The following is a 19930-nucleotide window of genomic DNA, read 5'->3' as shown; positions in this document are numbered from 1 at the left end:
TATTTAATCTGCCAGATACAACTGACTAAAATCCAAAGGATTGATATCTGCTAATAAGGGTTGATACGCTTGGGTAAATGTTGGTGACATCCGCTTCGGACGACCAGTGGCAATTTCCACACAGGCCCATTGCGTACTCCCTGTAAATAGTAGACTCTGATCTGCCGGGCGATAGAAGGCATATTGGCGGAATGAATAGAGTGCATTGATATCATTTAACCAAGTACGCAAAATCAGCTCATCACCTTCAAATGCTGCCTTGCGATATTGCACATGATGCTCGACTGCGACCATGGCATGCTTTAGTTCCAGGTACTGCTCTAGACCCAAACCGATCTGTTCAATATGCGCGGTTGCAACATCCTGCATCCACTGCACATAGACCACATTATTTACATGCCCCAAGATATCAATATGTTCTGGTTTTACTGTTAACTTCAGGTCAAAAATACCCTTCACGCGTTTCTTATCCTTTAGATCATATAGCGACTTAGAGTCTACAGATTTTATTTGCAGGGTAAATTGCCAAATATTAAAAAAACCGCCTGAGTTCAGACGGTTTTTACCAACCAATGATGTGTCTATGAGACTCGCATGCCCACGATTACTCGCTGTCCTTGACGGATAAGTGTTACCCGCGCGACGCTGCCTTTGTTTAATTCAGATACAGTTTCTACAAACTGGTTGCTGTTCAGAACAGTCTTGCCATTAATATTGGTCACTACATCATTCGGCATGATACGTGCCTGTGCCGCAACTCCACCTGGACGCACATCCTGAATCACTACACCACCTTTGATGTCTAAACTACTCATTTCATTTGGTGTCAGGTTACGAATAGTGACCCCGATGACTGGTCCTTTGTTTGGTTGCGCCTGATTGCTGGCATTCGCTGGGGTATCGTCCGGTGCTGCACTTAAAGTGGCATTGATATTACGGCGTTTGTCATCACGCAATACTTCTAACTGGATCTGCTGTTTTGGTGCAGAACGGTTTAAGTAATTCAACAATTCACTGGTACGAGAAATACCAGTCCCGTTATATTTAAGAATGACATCTCCAGCCTGTAAGCCTGCTTTGGCCGCTGGCGAGTTGGGTGCAATCTGGGTTACCAATGAGCCTTCCGGCTTAGACAGCTTATAAGATTCTGCCAGATTACGGTCAATATCCTGCAAGCTTACGCCCAGATAAGAACGGGTAACTTTACCATTGCGTTTCAACTGGTCAGCCACTTCCATTGCGACATCAATGGGAATGGAGAATGACAAGCCCATATAACCGCCAGTTCCACTAAAGATACGTGAATTCACCCCGACTACTTCACCCTGCTGGTTAAACAGCGGCCCACCAGAATTCCCCGGGTTTAAAGCTACGTCAGTCTGAATGAATGGCACTGCAGTTTCACCCATCATATTACGCATCTTGGCGCTGACAATTCCGGCAGAAGCCGAATAGTCAAAACCAAATGGTGAACCGATGGCGAGTACAGGCTCACCGACACGTAAACGCCCGACATCTCCCGTGCGTAATTCCGGGAAACCTGCACCATTGACCTTCAGTAAAGCCACGTCAGTACGTTCATCGCTACCTACAACTGTTGCATCAATTTCACGACGGTCATTTAAGGTAATGGTCACCTTGGATGCATTTTCAATCACATGGTGATTAGTCAGCAAATAGCCGTCTTTACTGATAAAGAAGGCGCTGCCATACCCTGTTTTTTCTTGAGGTGCACGTGGCTGAGGAATAATGACCTGATTACCAAAGAAACGGCGTAAAATATCTGGAATTTGTTGTTGTAATAGCTCTTCTTCGGACATTTTTTTAACAACATTGACACTCACCACTGCCGGACTGACTTGTGCAACCAGATTTGAAAAATCAACTGGAGTGGCTGCCCCCGCCTGCAATGCCGTCATTGTTAATGTTGCCGCAAATATTCCGTGTTTAACATCCAAGATTTTCATATATTTATTCACTCAAATGACTGATAAACCTATTTAAATTAGTTTTATCATAATCTATACAAAATTTAAGTAACGAAATGTTCTTATTCTACTTGCTGATATTATGCCATTTTTAAAGACTTAAGTTTCAGCTTTCATTACTTTTTTTCATAAATTTATGGGTAGATAAACGCTTGCCTTTTGTACAAAAAAGCGCTGTGATAGCCGGACTTTTTTTCAGTTAGCTGAATAGTCATGTCTAATTTACACACGACACATCATTTTGATGTGATTATTGTGGGCAGCGGCGGCGCCGGCTTAAGTTTAGCCTTATCTTTACCAGAACATTTTAATATTGCAGTTTTAGCCAAATCAACGCTTACGGATGCGAGTACATTTTATGCCCAGGGGGGTGTGGCAGCTGTACTTGATGAAATGGATTCTCTCGAGCAGCATATCGATGACACTATGATTGCCGGGGCACAATTGTGTGAAATGGATGCAGTCAAGCAGACCGTTGAAGGGGGCAAGCCTTCAGTCGATTTCCTGCTTAAGCATGGCGTGCAGTTCACACTAGATGAACAGGAACAACTGCATTTGACTCGTGAAGGGGGCCATTCTCAGCGCCGTATTATTCACGCAGCAGATGCTACAGGACGTGCAATTTCCACTACTTTGGTACAGCGCGCTCAAGAAAAGCAGAATATTCATATCTTTGAAAATTATATTGCGATTGATCTGATCTGCTCCAAAAAGCTTGGTCATGCAGGTGAAAACCGGGCACTCGGCCTGTATGCATTGGGTGAACACACCGAACAGGTACATACTTTCCTGGCACCATTTACTGCCCTAGCCTGTGGTGGTGCAATGAAGGCTTATCTTTATACATCTAATCCAGATATTGCCACTGGTGACGGTATTGCAATGGCTTACCGCGCCGGCTGCCGTGTCGCCAATATGGAGTTCAACCAGTTTCATCCAACCTGTTTATACCACCCGCAAGCGCGTTCATTCCTGATTACTGAAGCCATGCGTGGTGAAGGGGCATACTTACGCCTACCGGATGGTGAACGTTTCATGCTGCGTTTTGATGAACGTGCTGAATTGGCACCGCGTGACATCGTGGCGCGTGCCATTGACTATGAAATTAAACGCCTGGGGATTCGTCATGTCTGGCTGGACATTACCCATAAAGATGAAGACTTTATTAAAGAGCACTTCCCGACGCTGTATGCACGCCTATTAGAGCTGGGAATTGATATTACCAAGGAAATGATTCCAGTCGTACCCGCAGCGCACTATACCTGTGGCGGTGTGGTGGTTGACGAGAATAGTCAAACTGATATTGCTGGTTTATATGCTATTGGCGAGACTTCATATACCGGCCTGCATGGCGCGAATCGTATGGCCAGTAATTCACTGCTGGAATGCTTTGTGTATGGCATGAGTGCAGCCAAGCATATTCAGGAAAATTTTAAAGCGAACCAATCCATACCTGAAGTCCCAGCCTGGGATGATTCACAGGTAACTAATCCGGATGAAGATGTAGTGATTCTGCAAAACTGGGATGAGCTGCGTCAGACCATGTGGAACTATGTAGGCATTGTCCGTACCACCAAGCGTCTGGAACGTGCCCTGCACCGGATTGAAATGCTGAAAAAAGAAATTACCGAGTATTATCAGGATTATCAGGTCAGCAAAAACCTGATAGAACTGCGTAATCTGGTGCTGGTATCGGAGATGATTGTGCGCTGTGCTATGCAACGTAAAGAATCCCGTGGTCTGCACTATACCCTGGACTATCCGGAACAGTTACCTGAGTTACGCAAAACTGTACTGATTCCACCAAGTTTTGAAGTGAAACAGCCATTAGTGAATGCAGCAGAAGTTTAAAAACTTAAGTGTAAAAAACCGGATCTCATGATCCGGTTTTTTTATTTGCTATATATCTAGATTGCAGCTTTCAAGATTTTTAGATAAATCTGAACCCATCACTTGAGTATAAGCACAACTACGGCGTGCAGTCTGATGTGAATAATGCTCATTAAGTCTCTCTAGCAGTTTTTTCCGCAAATGGATGCAGCTTCTGCTGAAATAACTGTCCATTTCATGATCTGCGGTTGCCATTGCCTCTTTCAATCTTCACGTAAATTGTGCCTCATTATTTGCGCAGAACCAGCTTTGTATCAGCACTCCCAAATCAGCTATATAAATAATAATTAAATCACAACTAATTGAATTTATTTATTTTTATCATTATGAAAAAAATATAGTTCTTTTATTTTATGTGATTAAGATACTGATTTAGGCGGAATCGAATAAGTTCCGGTGACATGTGCAACAGGTTCTTCCATACCTTCTGAATAGACCCAAACTTCCCCGACAATAAGCGCTTTTCCAACTTTTATCAGGCGACATTTTCCAATCAGATCACGCTGTCCATCCGGCTTACGCAAAAAATTAATATTGATATTGGTGGTGACAGCCAACCCTATCAGACCAATTTCTCCTAAAATCGCGATATACAAACCAAAGTCCGCGATCGTCATTATGGTTGGCCCAGAAATCGTACCACCTGGACGCAACTGACTATCACTCACACGGTAACGGACAGTTGAGTTTTGAAGCTGTACATTAATGACCTCACAATACTCAAGGCTTTGCGGAAATTCTACTTCTAAAAACTGCTGAATCTGTTCAAATGTACTTTTCATAAAAAATCTTCCGTATTAAAAACAATATAGAAGATTTTTAAAGAATTGAATTGGTTTTAATCTGACTGCTCAGACCACCTGTAATTCTGCCATGGCTTGAGCAAAAACCTGCTCTGGAGCTTGAGTCGCATCGAGACGCTTCATACGTTGCGGATGACGCTGCCACAAAGTTTCATAACCGCTTCTTACTTTCTCAAAGAAAGAAACTTTCTCCTGTTCAAAACGATCCAACGCACCACGTTCACGGGCACGGTTCATGCCGAGTTCAATTGGCGCATCCAGCCAGAAAGTGACATCTGGCATACGTGCCACGAAATTATCATTCAGTAAATTCAGCTTGGCTTCACTGAGTCCACGCCCTGCACATTGATAGGCAAAACTGGCATCAGTAAAACGGTCACATAAGACTATCTTACCTGCCTCAAGCGCAGGCAGAATAACCTGTGCTAGATGCTGTGCTCGTGCGGCATACATCAATAACAGCTCAGTGTCATTACACATGGCTTCTTCATGATTCACCGCCAGCAACAGTGAACGGATTTGTTCAGCCATTGGCGTGCCACCCGGTTCACGGGTCAACACCACTTCTTTGCCCTGTGCAACAAAATCATCATAGATACGACGAATGAGCGTGGTTTTCCCTACACCTTCAGTGCCTTCAAAGCTGATAAACATGCTCACTCCTTAATTTTTTGAACGTAAAACAGTGAGATATTCCTGCACTGCTCTATTGTGATCTTGTAGATTCGTGCTGAACTTATGCCCACCATTACCCGTTGCAACAAAATAAATATTTTGTGAATTATCTGGATGCATCGCTGCTTCAATCGCTTTTTTGCTCGGCAGGGCAATTGGTGTTGGCGGCAAGCCTGAAATGGTATAGGTGTTATATGCTGTCGGTGTACGCAGATCCTGACGGGTAATATTGCCTTGATATTTATCTCCCATGCCATAAATTACGGTTGGGTCAGTTTGCAAGCGCATCCCCATTTTCAGACGGCGTACAAATACACCAGACACCTGCTCCAGTTCACTATCCAGACTGGTTTCTTTTTCAATAATCGAGGCCATAATCAGTGCTTCGTATTTATTCTGATAAGGCAAATCGCTGGCACGGTTTTTCCAAGCCTCATCTAAAGACTGCATCTGATGACGATACAAATCTGTCAGAATCTTACGGTCGGTTTCACCTTTGGCAAAGAAATAGGTATTCGGTGCAAATAAACCCTCAGGATGATCAAACGGAATATTTAACTCTTTCAACAATTGATCAGTTGGCAGATTTACTACTTCTTTCGTGACTAAATCATCTTTCTTTAAAGTATCGATCAGCTGTTTGAAAGTGGTACCTTCAATTACCAGAATACGGTTCATCTGGGCATTTTCCGAATTGGAAATCATTTCCAGCACCTGACGGATACTCATGCCTTCGCGTACTTCATAAACACCTGCTTTCATCGTGTCATGAATGATAAAACGCTGATAAACTTTCAAAAGGATCGGAAAGCTGACATGACCTTCTTTCACCAGACGATCAATAAAGCCAGAATAGGTATCCCCAGCACTGATCGCCAGCATCTGTTTTTTACCTTCAACCGGATAATCTCTAAACAGGCTGCTTTTGAGAATCACGGCCAAGATCAATACAAGACCCAGGACAACGACCAATACACCTTTAAGTGGAAAAGCTGATTTCGCTTTATTTTTCTTTTTTCGTGTGGATTTGCTGGCGGACATATTTTAAATGATCTGATGTAAATGAAGACGATGAAATAACTCAATACAGACTTCTGTATCCAGTGTTTTTTGTTCAAATTGAGTAACAATTTTCATAGGGCTCAGTGCATTGCAGAAGAATAGACTCTGAATAGAAGAAATTTCATTCAAATCCAGACTGCGCTGTTCACAAATAATGCCTTGCTGCAACATACGTTCCAGAATCTCGGCACGCATTACCCCGGTAACGCCATTATAGCGAAGTTCCGGAGTAATCCACGTGTTGTTTATCCTTAAAAAACAATTACTGCTCACCCCTTCAACAATTTCACCCTGCACATCACAAACCAGTGCTTCACTCCAACCCTGCTGATCTGCTTCCTGTTTGAGCATGACCTGCTCTAAACGATTCAGTGTTTTTAACCCAACTAATTGCGGCATACACAGACCAAGGGCAGTATTTAAGACACCACTTTCAATCTGCTCAAAGTGATGCTCATGAAGCATTTGCGGATAGTAATACAGCCAAACATCTGCTGGATGGTCTGGCAAGCTATAGCCGCGCTGGCCAATGCCCCGACTCAGAATAATTTTCAAGGTGCCGTTTAAGCTAGAAGTTAATTCACGTAATTGCTCTAAGGTTGCATCAATCAGGTTTAAGTCCGCTTGTAGCTGCATTTTCTGACTGCTTATATGCAGGCGTGATAAATGCCGTTCCTGCAGTTCAATACGGTTATTGCGAATCCGGGCTGTAGTAAAGCAGCCATCGCCATAATGAAAGGCGCGATCAAGCAAATCTATCTGATTGACTTGTTGTGCATTTTTAAAACACAGCATGATTTCCCACCTCTCAGGTCGATGTCACAGCATACAAAGCTATACTGCATCCACATATCTGTTTTACTCACATAAAATTCTTTTTTAATTATTTTTTATGTAAAAAAACTCCAGCTATTCTTGCCCCATCCAACAAAAACCAAGAACACTTGAGGCAAATATGAACGTCCGTAAATTAAAAATTGGGGTACTTGCAGCACTGATTTCAGCGACTGCATTTAGTGTGTCTGCAAAGGATTTTTTAAATGTATCCTATGACCCAACTCGCGAATTGTACGACAACTTTAACAAAGAATTCAGTGCTTACTGGAAAAAATCTACTGGCCAAGATATTAATTTTAAACAATCACATGGCGGTTCAGGCAAACAGGCACGTGCCGTGATTGATGGTCTGGATGCAGATGTCGTTACACTGGCTCTGGCAGCAGATATTGATGAAATTGCTAAACGTGGCCTATTACCGGCAGACTGGCAGAAGAAATTCCCGCAAAACTCGACACCATATACCTCAACAATTGTTTTCTTAGTCAAAAAAGGCAATCCGAAAGGCATTAAGGACTGGGGCGACCTAGTTAAACCGGGTATAGATATAATTACGCCAAACCCGAAGACTTCTGGTGGCGCGCGCTGGAACTACCTGGCAGCTTGGGCATGGGCAAAACACCAGCCAGGGGGTAATGATGCCAAGGCACAAGAATTCGTTCGCCAGATTTATAAACAGACCAAAGTACTGGATTCTGGTGCGCGTGGTGCAACAACGACATTTGCTGAACGCGGCATTGGTGATGTACTGCTGGCTTGGGAAAATGAAGCACAGCTGGCACTTCGTGAACAACCCGGCAAGTTTGAAATCATCACGCCTTCTCTGTCTATTCTGGCTGAACCACCTGTGGCAATTGTAGAAAAGAATGCCAAGAAAGATGGTAATGAAAATCTGGCTAAAGCCTACCTCAACTATCTGTACTCACCTGCTGGCCAAGCAGTTGCAGCAAAGAACTTCTATCGTCCTCGTAATGCAGCCGTGTTAAAGCAATACGGTCATGTATTTAAATCACTAAAACTGGTTACGATTGATAAAGAATTTGGAGGCTGGACTAAGGTTCAGAAGCAACACTTTGACAATGGCGGTATCTTTGACCACATCGTAAAAGCAAACAGTGCAAAATAAAGTCTTATAAATGCAGCGTTAATGGCCTTATTTAATAAGGTCATTTTTGTTTCAGATACGTACTTATCTACTTATCTTTTATTTTCATATAAAATTCGTTTTTAATTATTTTTTATGCATAAAGAATAAGTTTATTCTTCACTCATGTTACAAAACGTGTAAGAGTTTGAGGTTCACATGAGCATTACAACAAAATTAAAAATTGGGATTTTGGCTGCTGTTGTTTCAGCAACTTCTTTTGGTGCAGCAGCGCGGGATTTTCTGAATGTCTCTTATGATCCGACGCGTGAACTCTATGAAGACGTCAACAAAGAATTTGGCAAATACTGGAAAAGCCGTACGGGCCAAACTATTAACTTTAAACAGTCACATGGTGGTTCTGGTAAACAGGCACGTGCTGTGATTGATGGTCTGGAAGCTGATGTAGTGACATTAGCACTGGCTGCTGATATCGACGTTATTGCAGAAAAAGCCAAATTACTCCCTGCGGATTGGCAAAAAAAATTGCCTCACAACTCTACACCTTATACATCAACCATCGTATTCCTGGTGCGTAAAGGCAATCCAAAGAATATTAAAGACTGGGGCGATCTGGTTAAACCTAATGTCGCAATCATTACACCAAATCCAAAAACCTCTGGTGGGGCGCGTTGGAATTATCTGGCAGCGTGGGCTTATGCAAAACACCTACCAGGCGGTAATAATGCCAAAGCACAAGAATTTGTTCGCAAAATCTATAAGCAGACCAAAGTTCTAGATTCAGGTGCACGTGGTTCAACAACGACATTTGCTGAACGCGGCATTGGTGATGTACTGCTGGCTTGGGAAAATGAAGCGCATCTGGCACTTCGTGAACAACCCGGCAAGTTTGAAATCATCACACCTTCTCTGTCTATTCTGGCTGAGCCACCAGTTGCGATCGTAGAAAAAACAGTAGCGAAAAAAGGCAACAAATACCTGGCACAAGGTTACCTGAACTTCCTCTACTCACCACTAGGTCAAGAAATTTCAGCACGTAACTTCTACCGTCCACGTAATGAAAAAGTACTGGCAAAGTACAGTCAGGTCTTCAAGCCATTAAAACTGGTGACGATTGATCAGGAATTTGGTGGTTGGGACAAAGTGCAAAAAGCTCACTTTGAAAATGGCGGCATTTTCGATCAAATCGTAAAAGCCAATACAGCAAAATAAGTTTTGCATTGAACAGATAAGGAGCATTCGCATGATACATACCCTCATTGTTCCAGGTGTAGGTGGCAGTGAACATGATCACTGGCAATCCTGGTTGCAACGTGGTCTGATGCAATGCTCCCGTGTTCAACAGCAAAACTGGAATCATCCGGTACTGAGTAGCTGGGTAGCGCAGTTTGTCAAATCTGTACAGCAAATTGAAGATGATATTGAAATCGTAGCGCACAGCTTTGGCTGCCTGACCAGTCTTGCAGCACTTGACCAGCATCCAGAACTTTGTCGAAAAATTAAAAAACTGGTTCTGGTGGCTCCGGCCAACCCAGCCCGTTTTAGTGAAAATGGCTTTGCACGTGATAGTCAAACAGATTACAGCGCTTATTTCCATCAGCTCAAGCTTCTGGTCCCGACCATCATGCTGATCAGTGAAAATGATCCCTGGCTGAGTTTTGAAGATGCACATGCTTTTGCCAAATCCTGGAAAATTCAGCCGGTTAATCTGGGCGCCGTCGGTCATGTCAATGTTGCTTCGGGCTTTGGCCCCTTCCCTGAAATTAAACAATACCTGAATTCAGAGATGCCGATGCAACATATCAGCAATACTGATGAAGGCAAGTATTTTTTTAAATTTGCATTTTAGATGTTGCAAATTATGCTTGTCGCAAATTTCATTTTTAATATTCGCTGGTTGTCTTCAATCAGCATTCTCTCTTTTGAGGAGTAATCATGTCGCAGCGATCCCGAGTGCTGCCAGGATTTGGTCTATCTCTAGGCTTTACCCTAGCGTATTTGTCATTAATCGTTCTTATTCCGCTGTCTGCCGTATTTATTAAATCGCTTGGCATTGGCTGGGATGGCTTATGGGAAATCCTGAGCTCTGAACGTATTCTCAAATCACTTCAGTTGAGTTTTAGTGCCGCCATTATCGCAGCCCTGATCAATGTTGTTTTTGGTCTGTTACTGGCTTGGTGTCTGGTACGTTATAGCTTCCCAGGTAAACGTATTATTGATGCTCTAGTGGATTTACCATTTGCCCTGCCGACTGCCGTAGCCGGTATTGCATTAACTTCACTGTATGCACCTACAGGCTGGATCGGTCAGTATCTGGAACCAATAGGTATTCAAGTGGCTTATACCCCAATAGGTATTACGCTGGCGCTGATCTTTATTGGCATTCCTTTTGTGGTGCGTACGGTTCAGCCGGTACTATCTGATCTGGAAACTGAACTTGAGGAAGCTGCTTCTGCGCTCGGGGCAAACCGCTTCCAAATCGTGACCAAAATTATTTTCCCGATTCTGTTACCCGCATTGATTACAGGCTTTGCCCTGGCATTTGCACGTGGCGTGGGTGAATACGGTTCGGTCATCTTTATTGCCGGTAACCAGCCGTTTAAAACGGAAATTGCTCCGCTGATGATTATCTCGCGTCTGGAAGAATATGACTATGCGGGTGCAACCACGATTGCTGTCGTGATGCTATTGATTTCATTTGTGATGCTGTTCCTGATTAACTTGTTACAAGCTTGGGCTAGCCGTCGCACAGGGAGAACTGCACGATGAGTTTAAATACTAACAGCAATGCACTTGCTGAAAAGCTGCAATCCCGTGATGCAACTCGCGAGCCAAAATGGGTACGTTATACCCTGCTCACAATTGCGCTGATCTTCTTTTTAAGCTGCCTGATTCTGCCGCTGGTATTGGTCTTTGTTGAAGCATTCAAGCAAGGCGTCGGGGTATATACTCAGGCACTGGTTCATCCAGACACATTATCTGCGGTAAAACTAACGCTATTAACTGCTGCAATTGCAGTACCATTAAACGTGGTATTTGGTGTGGCTGCTGCCTGGTCAGTGGCGAAGTTTAACTTCCCGGGCAAGTCCATTCTGACCACGATTATCGATATACCCTTCTCGGTATCACCGGTCATCGCCGGTATGATGCTAGTGCTGATTTTCGGTACCCAAGGCTGGATGGGCAGCTGGTTAATGGATAATGACATTAAGATCCTGTATGCCGTACCCGCAATTGTTTTGGCCACCATCTTTATTACGGTACCTTTCGTAGCGCGTGAATTGATTCCTTTAATGGAAGCTCAAGGCACTGAAGAGGAAGAAGCTGCAATTGTACTCGGTGCATCAGGCTGGAAAACCTTCTGGAAAGTGACCCTGCCAAATATTAAATGGGGTCTAATCTATGGTGTGATTCTATGTAATGCACGTGCCATGGGTGAGTTCGGCGCGGTATCGGTAGTATCCGGTCATATCCGCGGTGAAACCAATACTTTGCCGCTACATGTCGAAATTCTCTATAACGAATATACCTTTAGTGCTGCGTTTGCTGTGTCTTCGCTCCTGGCTCTCCTCGCAATTGTGACCCTGGTGCTTAAAACCTGGGTAGAAATGCGCCAGGAAAAACAAAACAAACGTAATGACGATTTAACAGTTTCTTAAGGAATGCCCACATGAGTATTCAAGTTAAAAATATTGAAAAACACTTTGGTGCATTCCATGCACTGAATAATATTTCCCTGGATTTCCCGGATGGCCAGTTAGTAGCTCTTTTGGGTCCTTCAGGCTGTGGTAAAACCACCCTGCTGCGTATTATCGCTGGTCTTGAATCTGCAGATGGGGGGCAGGTCATTCTGGAAGGTCAGGATGCAACCAACGTCCATGTGCGTGAACGTGAAGTCGGCTTTGTCTTCCAGCACTATGCGCTGTTCCGTCATATGACAGTGTATGACAACGTGGCATTTGGTTTACGTGTTCGCCCACGTTCAACCCGTCCATCAGAGACTGAAATCAAGAAACGTGTTACCCGTTTATTGGATCTGGTTCAACTGGGCTTTCTGGCAGATCGCTACCCTGCTCAATTGTCTGGTGGTCAGCGTCAGCGTATTGCGCTTGCGCGTGCCCTAGCGGTTGAACCACGCGTACTATTACTAGATGAACCTTTTGGTGCGCTAGATGCCAAAGTGCGTAAAGAACTGCGTCGCTGGTTACGTACCCTGCATGATGAGCTGCATATCACTTCTATCTTCGTGACGCACGACCAAGAAGAAGCACTGGAAGTTGCAGATCAAATTGTGGTGATGAACAAAGGGAATGTCGAACAGATTGGTTCACCACGTGAAGTATATGAAACCCCGAAAACGCCATTCGTGTTCGACTTCTTGGGTCAAGCCAACCGTTTCGAAGGTCATAATAATGGCGGCATCATTCAATTGGGTGAAGATCGCATCCAATTTGCTGCGGCACAACAGCATCCACAAGGTGATGTCATTGTATTTGCCCGTCCTGATGAACTACGTATCTACGCTCAGCCACAAGAGAATGCAATTCAGGCGACTTTCATTCGTGAATTATGGATTGCCGGTAAAGTCGTTGCAGAACTGAATGACCGTCAGGGTAACCTGATTGAAATTTCACTGACGCCTGAAGAAGCGCGAGCGCATCAATTCCGACCAAATCAGACCGTATGGTTAAGTCCACTTAACCTGCATTTATTTGCAAATCAGGTTGCTTAAGAAACATTCAGATGGGGCCATTTCAGCCCCATCCGCTTATAGGGTATATAGAAAATGAATTTCCAACAATTAAGAATTATTCGAGAAACTGTTCGTCAAAAATTTAATTTAACTGAAGCTTCTGCAGCACTGTATACCTCACAATCGGGTGTGAGTAAGCATATTAAAGACCTGGAAGATGAACTTGGTGTACAGTTGTTCATCCGTAAAGGTAAGCGTCTACTCGGTCTGACTGAACCAGGTCAGGCACTGCTCGGAATTGTGGAGCGCATGCTGGTCGATGCTGACAATATCAAACGTCTGGCAGATGACTTTAACAAGGTTGATGAAGGGACATTGACCATTGCGACAACGCATACCCAGGCACGTTATGTATTACCGCCGATCGTAAATCAGTTCAAAAAAGAATTTCCAAAAGTTCATCTGATTCTACAACAGGCCAGTCCGGTTGAAATTACCGAAATGCTGCTACAAGGTGAAGCAGACCTCGGGATTGCGACTGAAGCCTTAACTACTGAAGATAACCTGGCCAGTGTGCCGTACTATAACTGGCAGCACAGCATTATCACACCTCAAAACCACCCGTTAACCAAGAAAGATAATATCCGTATTGAAGATCTGGCGAATTATCCGATCATCACTTATCACGGTGGTTTTACAGGCCGCTCTAAAATCGATACCGCTTTTGAAGAAGCAGGTTTTGATGTGGATATTGTAATGTCCGCACTCGATGCCGACGTAATCAAAACTTATGTAGAGCTGAATATGGGGGTCGGTATTGTCAACGATGTGGCATACGACCCAGAACGTGATTATCGATTAAAACAAATTAAAACTGATATTTTTGGTGTAAATACAACATGGATTGCTGTACGTAAAGGCCATTTATTACGTGGTTATGGCTACGAATTTATCTCGCTTTGCTCTCCAGATGCAGACATTCGAGCACTAAAAAAAGTAGCTTATCCGGATGACTAATCTATAAAATCTAAATAGATGAAATGAGGCTTTTTAGCCTCTTTTTATGCTTGTTTCAACTAAGTATGTTTGAAATACAGGCATAAGTGAGCTTCAGAGTAATATTTAAAAATTAAGAACCTTATGGACTTTTAGCTTGATTTATTGAAGTAAGATTAAACACATAAGTAAATTTAAACTTGATAAATATAAAAAAACGAGCCGAAGCTCGTTTTTTCTTGAATCTAATCATTAGAAGCGGAAGCTTACACCCAGTTTAGCTACTGGAAGCCATTCGTATTCATTATCGTTACGAATTTCGCGTTCTTCATCTTCAAGAGCTCTAGCTAAAGAACGACCATCATCTCCTGCGCCCACTGTAGCTAAAGCTTCTGGGTTAGCTCGAAGACTTACTGTTGGGTTACCATTATAATATGCACCGATCTCACCAAAAATGCCCCAACGATTAGTAATCGCCGGAGAGAAACCAATACCTACATAAGGTGCAATGTTGTTTTTGTAAGATAGGTCACCATTGATACGAACGTCTGCACCAGTATCATTAGTAAAACGAGATCCATCAACTGTAAAAGAAGCATTAGTACCTGGACGACGCTCTAATTTGTACTCATTATCGATGTATGCCACACCAGCAGCCATATAGAACCAGTTTGCCCATGGACGGATTTCAGCATTCAGATAAGTTAGGTTATTGTCCATATCTAGGTCATATTCATTGCCATTAATCGATAAATCGTCTGACCATGAAATATCACCACCGTTATAACCTAAAGTAACACCTACGTATGGGTTAGCGCTCCAAGAGATTGCACCACCGTAACCAGTAGTACCGACTTCAGCACGAACAGCAGCAGGTTTGAAGAAAGAGAATTCAGCAACGCCTTCATCGGTTACAATGACTTCATCAGCTGCCATGACAGAAGTGGTTGCTGCAGCAAGTACAGACAGCGCAAAATATTTAGCAAAAGTTTTCATCTATGTCTCCTCAAAAAAAATTATTTTTAACGTTTTTACTCTTCGTTATGCCTGCATCTTAATTCACAATTTGCCCACTCTTTATTCAAGTTTTGCTGAGTTTATGTAAACTTTTGATACATTTGATGCCTTTTATATGATTTTCATGAGGTTTTTTGCACAGTCACCTTAATTGGATGCTTTTACTGGAAATTTTTTGCTTATTGATTAAATCATGAGCTATATAAATATAATTTTCATTAATCTTTTAATGAAACTTGACACATCCATTTTCTCCATAATTTTGAAGAATTAATTTTGATATAAGTCGTGTTTTCCATCTAATCTTTGCTCAATATAGTGTAAAATCTTGGAAATTTTTTTTCTGGAAGGAAGATCATGTCTCAGCTTTCAACAATCATTGAACAAGCATTTGAAGACCGTGCGAATTTCACAGCAGCGGATTGTCCTGCTGAAGTTCGTCAAGCAGTTGAGGAAGTAATTGCTGGCCTGGACAATGGCTCTTTACGTGTAGCTGAAAAAATCGATGGTGAATGGGTTGTTCATCAATGGATTAAAAAAGCTGTATTGTTGTCTTTCAAACTGAATGACAACAAACCAATGGAAGCATGTGATCTTCGCTTCTATGACAAAGTAGATACTAAATTTGGTGACTGGACTGAAGAACAGTTCAAAGCTGCTGGTGTACGTGTAGTACCACCTGCTGTAGCACGTAAAGGTTCTTACCAGGCGAAAAATGTGGTATTGATGCCTTCTTATGTGAACATCGGTGCGTATGTTGATGAAGGTACGATGGTTGATACATGGGCAACTGTAGGTTCATGTGCGCAAATCGGTAAAAATGTTCACCTGTCAGGTGGTGTAGGGATTGGTGGTGTTCTTGAGCCACTTCAAGCAAACCCGACCATTATCGAAGACAACTGCTTTATCGGTGCACGTTCTGAAATCGTAGAAGGCGTAATCGTAGAAGAAGGCTCTGTGATTTCTATGGGCGTATTCATTGGTCAATCTACCAAGATTTATGACCGTGAAACTGGCGAAATCCACTACGGCCGTGTACCTGCTGGTTCAGTCGTTGTATCTGGCAGTCTTCCTTCTAAATGCGGTAAATACAGCCTGTACGCTGCTGTAATTGTGAAAAAAGTTGACGCGAAAACACGTGCGAAAACTAGCCTGAATGATCTGTTACGTGAAGACTAAGTCTTAACTTTTTAGGAACTTAACGTTCCTCAGAGCTTTAGTCGCTCTTCGTCTCTACGGTCAGTAATGATCGTAGGGATTTTTATTTTTATACATTGTTCTTTCTTCCCTGGTTAATTTTGTTATGAGTACGCTTCGATCTTCTGCTATCCCTGTTTCTGATCCGTCTGCGGGTTTACGCATCACGGAGATCTTTTATTCATTACAAGGTGAAGCCAATACAGCAGGTCTGCCAACAGTCTTTATCCGTTTGACGGGTTGTCCACTGCGTTGTACCTATTGCGATACCACTTATTCTTTCGAAGGTGGTGAGCGTAAATCTTTAGAAGAAATCATTCAAACCACACTTGATTTTAAAACACCTTATATCTGCGTGACTGGTGGTGAACCACTGGCGCAGCCGAATGCCTTGCCGTTAATGCAGCGCCTGGTCGATGCAGGCTGTGAAGTTTCCTTGGAAACCAGCGGTGCGCTGGATGTGTCTAAGGTAGACCCTCGTGTATCAAAAGTATTAGACTTGAAAACGCCAACTTCGGGTGAAGTTGCACGAAATTTGCTTTCTAATCTCGACCACTTAACCCAGCACGATCAGATCAAGTTCGTAATCTGTAATCGTGAAGATTATGAATGGTCCAAACAGCAGGTTGAACAGTACCAGCTTAATGAAAAAGTCAGTACGGTCTGGTTCTCGCCTGCTTTTGAAGTTGAAAAAGGTACGGCGCGTATGCCACAGCTGGCACGTGATCTGGCCCAATGGATTTTAGAAGACCATCTCCCTGTTCGCTTCCAGCTACAGTTACATAAACTGTTATGGAATGACGAAACTGGTCGTTAATTATTTATCAAATATTTTTGGAGATTTAGCTATGCGCCCTCGTGCCATTGTATTGTTATCTGGCGGATTAGACTCAACCACGTGTTTAGCCTGGGCGCAGGCACGCTACGAATGTATTGCTTTAAGTTTTATGTATGGCCAGCGTTCGACCACTGAACTTGATGCAGCAAGAGCTTTGACTGGTCGTGCAGGTGTTGAACATCGTGTCATCAATATTGACTTAGGCAACCTCGGTGGCTCTGCCCTGACTGATCACAGTATTGATGTGCCAGACCAACTTCAGGAAGGTATTCCTGTGACGTATGTCCCAGCACGCAATACAATTTTCTTGTCTTATGCACTGGCTGCAGCTGAAGTTTTTGGTGCAGAAGCAATTGTGATCGGAATTAATGCCGTCGATTATTCAGGTTATCCCGACTGTCGTCCTGAATTTATTGAAGCCTTTGCCAATATGGCACACCTTGCGACCAAGGTCGGTGTAGAGGGTCAGGCGCTCAAATTTGAAACACCTCTGTTACATTTATCCAAAGCAAATATCATTCGCTTAGGCCTTGATCATGGCGTAGACTATAGCCAAACGGTATCTTGCTACCAGGCAGATGACCAAGGACGTGCTTGTGGTACATGTGACAGTTGCCGTCTGCGTAAACAAGGTTTTGCAGATGCAGGTGTTGAAGATCCGACACGTTATATACCGTAATAACAAGGTAAAGTTTATGAAAAATTTTAAGTCAAATATTGTTCTTTCAGCTTTAGTTTCAGCCGCTGCGCTGTTTGCAACTACTGCTCAAGCAGATGACAGCAAACTGCAAAATGCTTACAAAAGTACCAATATTAAAGCTGCTCTGATCAATGTTTGTAAAGAAGAAACTGGCAAAGGCAAACAGCTGACCAGTTCTGAAGTGAGCAAATATTGTACTTGTGCTGTTGAAGCAGATGGTAAATTAACCAATGCACAGAAATGGGAAATTCAAAGCACCATTAACCAGAAGAAAAGTCCAGCAACTTTAGCTTTTGTACAAAAGCAAAATAAAGATTTGCAAGCATGTTTTGGCCCACAGTTAACCGGTAAGTTAAAAACCTTAACTGAACAAGCTCAAAAAGCTGCTGCTGCCAAAAAATAATTTCTGATTATTCTTTGCATAAATAAGCCACTATAATGTGGCTTATTTTTTTGTGAAAATTACAACAGCAATGGAGTTTTTTTATGTCTGAGATCGGCTTGCTTGACCATGTTTTCCCTACTACGACTGGTGAAATCAACTTGGCTCAATTAGATGCAGCGTGGTTAATCATCTATTTTTATCCAAAAGACTCTACCCCAGGCTGTACCACACAAGCTGTTGGTTTTTCCTGTCTAAAAGACCAGTTTGATGCACTAAATACAACAATTCTGGGAGTATCACGCGATTCAGTTAAGGCTCACCAAAACTTTACGGAAAAGCAGAACCTGAGCATCAACCTGATCAGTGATAAAGAAGAAGTACTCTGCAATCATTTTGACGTGCTTAAAGAAAAGAACATGTATGGTAAAAAAGTTATGGGCATTGAGCGCTCTACTTTCATTTTCCATAATGGCAAACTGGTGAAGGAATACCGTAAAGTAAAAGCAGCGGGTCATGCTGAACAGGTTTTAGAAGATTTAAAAGCACTCCAAGCAACTTAAAATCTATTTGATATAAAAAAATGAGTCCCAATTAGACTCATTTTTTTTATCACTCACACAAAGATCAGGGATACTGTAATTCCCCACATTACCATCGCAATCAGTACATCAAGATATCAGTTCACAGCAACAAGCCATGAAAGGCTGTCAGGCTCAACTGATTAGTGCTATGCGTCATAGAATGGAAGCGACACCTGCATTTTTTCAGCGATGGTTTGGTCAAGGCATCCATCGCGAGTCTCTACGTAAGGCTCCTGCGATTATGATCAGGATCACATGCATGGTAAAGCTTGACTGACTCATTACGGTCTTTCTCAACCAAGCTATCCTTCTTACTCTATTCCTTCTTCGACTGCTTTTGCAGAAGCAGTCTTTGCCGGACTGGGTTATGGTCTGGTGCCGGACTATCAGATTGCAGATCGGTTTCAACAAAACGCTTTGCTAGAAATACTTCCAGAATGCAGAACAGATGTGAAACTGTATTGGCATCCCTGGAAACAGCATTTACCAGCTTTACAACAACTTACCCAAAATTCTAGAACAGGCAGAGCAACATTTAAATTATCCCATTCCAATTTAGACTGCTCTGCCACGTTCAAATAAATGAACAGCTAAATTATGAGGCTTTCCACTGCCCGATCAGATGAATATTGACCTTTTCACCTACACCAGCTGTGGCTTTTTTCATACCGAAATCTGAACGGTTAATCACTGTTTTCGAATTCACATCAAGTAAATTCGGGTTGGTTTTATTTGGTATTAGCGTGGTATCAAAAACCACTGGACGCGTCACACCCCGTAAAGTCAAATTACCCAATACCTGATAGCGATTCGTACCATTTGGTTTAAACCGGGTACTTTTAAAATTCACAGTTTTATAACGTGAAGCATCAAACAGATCCTCACCCATAATCATATTTTTTAGACTTGGCTTGGACAGCTGCAGGCTATCCACCTGCATGGTAAATTTAGTTGAAGCCTGTTGTGGTTTTTGAGGATCAAACTGCATCGAGGCCTGGAATTGCTGAAAACTTCCCTTTACGACAATTAAACCCAATGAATTAATACTAAAACCCACACTACTTTTAGGCGTCAAGCTCCAGCTGGCGTAGGCTGCTGATAGACCTACTACTGCAAGGCATCCTGCATAGGCTATATTTTTTAGGATAAGATTCATTCTGTTG

General features: G+C 42.8%; 21 protein-coding genes. 13 read left to right on the top strand and 8 right to left on the bottom strand.

The features are described 5' to 3' along the window. Positions 1-3: 3 nt before the first annotated feature. Positions 4-459, bottom strand: coding sequence for an acyl-CoA thioesterase (locus BK820_RS05820; protein ID WP_048882480.1), 456 nt, complete (start codon positions 457-459; stop codon positions 4-6). Positions 460-581: 122 nt separating this feature from the next. Next, positions 582-1967: a Do family serine endopeptidase gene (locus tag BK820_RS05815; RefSeq protein ID WP_071320378.1), complete on the bottom strand. Its 1386-nt coding sequence runs from the start codon at positions 1965-1967 to the stop codon at positions 582-584. A gap of 228 nt (positions 1968-2195) precedes the next feature. On the opposite strand from BK820_RS05815, the gene nadB reads away from it, so the two are divergent. Further along, positions 2196-3839, top strand: coding sequence for an L-aspartate oxidase (gene nadB, locus BK820_RS05810; RefSeq protein WP_171260595.1), 1644 nt, complete (start codon positions 2196-2198; stop codon positions 3837-3839). Positions 3840-4237: 398 nt separating this feature from the next. On the opposite strand, the gene BK820_RS05805 is transcribed toward nadB, so the two are convergent. The 4 genes from BK820_RS05805 to pabC all read right to left on the bottom strand — a co-directional run bounded on the left by BK820_RS05805 (position 4238) and on the right by pabC (position 7213). After that, on the bottom strand, positions 4238-4660 hold the full coding sequence (locus BK820_RS05805; RefSeq protein ID WP_071320376.1) for a PaaI family thioesterase: 423 nt from the start codon (positions 4658-4660) through the stop codon (positions 4238-4240). Between the two features lie 69 nt (positions 4661-4729). Then, a complete protein-coding gene (tmk, locus tag BK820_RS05800) occupies positions 4730-5335 on the bottom strand; it encodes a dTMP kinase (RefSeq protein WP_005222766.1) in 606 nt (201 codons plus the stop codon). 9 nt (positions 5336-5344) lie between these two features. Then, positions 5345-6397: an endolytic transglycosylase MltG gene (mltG, locus tag BK820_RS05795; RefSeq protein ID WP_071320375.1), complete on the bottom strand. Its 1053-nt coding sequence runs from the start codon at positions 6395-6397 to the stop codon at positions 5345-5347. Positions 6398-6400: 3 nt separating this feature from the next. Further along, positions 6401-7213: an aminodeoxychorismate lyase gene (gene pabC / locus BK820_RS05790; protein WP_004815176.1), complete on the bottom strand. Its 813-nt coding sequence runs from the start codon at positions 7211-7213 to the stop codon at positions 6401-6403. Between the two features lie 160 nt (positions 7214-7373). On the opposite strand from pabC, the gene BK820_RS05785 reads away from it, so the two are divergent. The 7 genes from BK820_RS05785 to BK820_RS05755 all read left to right on the top strand — a co-directional run bounded on the left by BK820_RS05785 (position 7374) and on the right by BK820_RS05755 (position 14070). Further along, complete coding sequence (locus BK820_RS05785; RefSeq protein ID WP_071320374.1) at positions 7374-8381, top strand: sulfate ABC transporter substrate-binding protein; 1008 nt, start codon at positions 7374-7376, stop codon at positions 8379-8381. A 177-nt stretch (positions 8382-8558) separates the two neighbouring features. Beyond that, on the top strand, positions 8559-9572 hold the full coding sequence (locus tag BK820_RS05780; protein ID WP_071320373.1) for a sulfate ABC transporter substrate-binding protein: 1014 nt from the start codon (positions 8559-8561) through the stop codon (positions 9570-9572). A 31-nt stretch (positions 9573-9603) separates the two neighbouring features. Continuing rightward, positions 9604-10209, top strand: a complete 606-nt coding sequence (locus BK820_RS05775) for an RBBP9/YdeN family alpha/beta hydrolase (protein WP_004815170.1) — start codon at positions 9604-9606, stop codon at positions 10207-10209. Between the two features lie 86 nt (positions 10210-10295). Further along, complete coding sequence (gene cysT, locus BK820_RS05770; protein WP_004815168.1) at positions 10296-11129, top strand: sulfate ABC transporter permease subunit CysT; 834 nt, start codon at positions 10296-10298, stop codon at positions 11127-11129. Next, positions 11126-12019, top strand: coding sequence for a sulfate ABC transporter permease subunit CysW (gene cysW, locus BK820_RS05765; RefSeq protein WP_004892240.1), 894 nt, complete (start codon positions 11126-11128; stop codon positions 12017-12019). Before cysT ends, cysW begins: the two co-directional genes overlap by 4 nt. An 11-nt stretch (positions 12020-12030) precedes the next feature. Further along, complete coding sequence (locus BK820_RS05760) at positions 12031-13092, top strand: sulfate/molybdate ABC transporter ATP-binding protein (RefSeq protein ID WP_071320372.1); 1062 nt, start codon at positions 12031-12033, stop codon at positions 13090-13092. 54 nt (positions 13093-13146) lie between these two features. After that, positions 13147-14070 carry a CysB family HTH-type transcriptional regulator gene (locus BK820_RS05755; RefSeq protein WP_071320371.1) on the top strand — a complete coding sequence of 308 codons (924 nt, stop codon included), beginning with the start codon at positions 13147-13149 and terminating at the stop codon, positions 14068-14070. A 231-nt stretch (positions 14071-14301) separates the two neighbouring features. Here BK820_RS05755 and carO read toward each other — a convergent pair whose 3' ends face one another. Next, positions 14302-15045, bottom strand: coding sequence for an ornithine uptake porin CarO (gene carO, locus BK820_RS05750; RefSeq protein WP_071320370.1), 744 nt, complete (start codon positions 15043-15045; stop codon positions 14302-14304). Positions 15046-15423: 378 nt separating this feature from the next. Between carO and dapD the strand changes: the two genes are divergently transcribed. The 5 genes from dapD to BK820_RS05725 all read left to right on the top strand — a co-directional run bounded on the left by dapD (position 15424) and on the right by BK820_RS05725 (position 18746). Beyond that, positions 15424-16245, top strand: coding sequence for a 2,3,4,5-tetrahydropyridine-2,6-dicarboxylate N-succinyltransferase (gene dapD / locus BK820_RS05745; protein ID WP_004815162.1), 822 nt, complete (start codon positions 15424-15426; stop codon positions 16243-16245). 124 nt (positions 16246-16369) lie between these two features. Further along, on the top strand, positions 16370-17080 hold the full coding sequence (gene queE / locus BK820_RS05740) for a 7-carboxy-7-deazaguanine synthase QueE (RefSeq protein ID WP_071320369.1): 711 nt from the start codon (positions 16370-16372) through the stop codon (positions 17078-17080). A 31-nt stretch (positions 17081-17111) separates the two neighbouring features. After that, positions 17112-17780: a 7-cyano-7-deazaguanine synthase QueC gene (gene queC, locus BK820_RS05735; RefSeq protein WP_071320368.1), complete on the top strand. Its 669-nt coding sequence runs from the start codon at positions 17112-17114 to the stop codon at positions 17778-17780. Between the two features lie 16 nt (positions 17781-17796). Continuing rightward, positions 17797-18204 carry a hypothetical protein gene (locus tag BK820_RS05730; RefSeq protein ID WP_004815159.1) on the top strand — a complete coding sequence of 136 codons (408 nt, stop codon included), beginning with the start codon at positions 17797-17799 and terminating at the stop codon, positions 18202-18204. An 83-nt stretch (positions 18205-18287) separates the two neighbouring features. Beyond that, positions 18288-18746, top strand: a complete 459-nt coding sequence (locus tag BK820_RS05725) for a peroxiredoxin (protein WP_071320367.1) — start codon at positions 18288-18290, stop codon at positions 18744-18746. 616 nt (positions 18747-19362) lie between these two features. On the opposite strand, the gene BK820_RS05720 is transcribed toward BK820_RS05725, so the two are convergent. Then, a complete protein-coding gene (locus tag BK820_RS05720; protein ID WP_071320366.1) occupies positions 19363-19923 on the bottom strand; it encodes a YceI family protein in 561 nt (186 codons plus the stop codon). Between the last annotated feature and the right edge of the window lie 7 nt (positions 19924-19930).

This window comes from Acinetobacter sp. LCT-H3, assembly GCF_001866125.1.
GTDB classification, from domain to species: Bacteria; Pseudomonadota; Gammaproteobacteria; order Pseudomonadales; family Moraxellaceae; genus Acinetobacter; species Acinetobacter schindleri.
The sequence above is the reverse complement of the archived record's forward strand: the minus strand, read 5'-3'. Positions and strand labels throughout refer to the sequence as shown.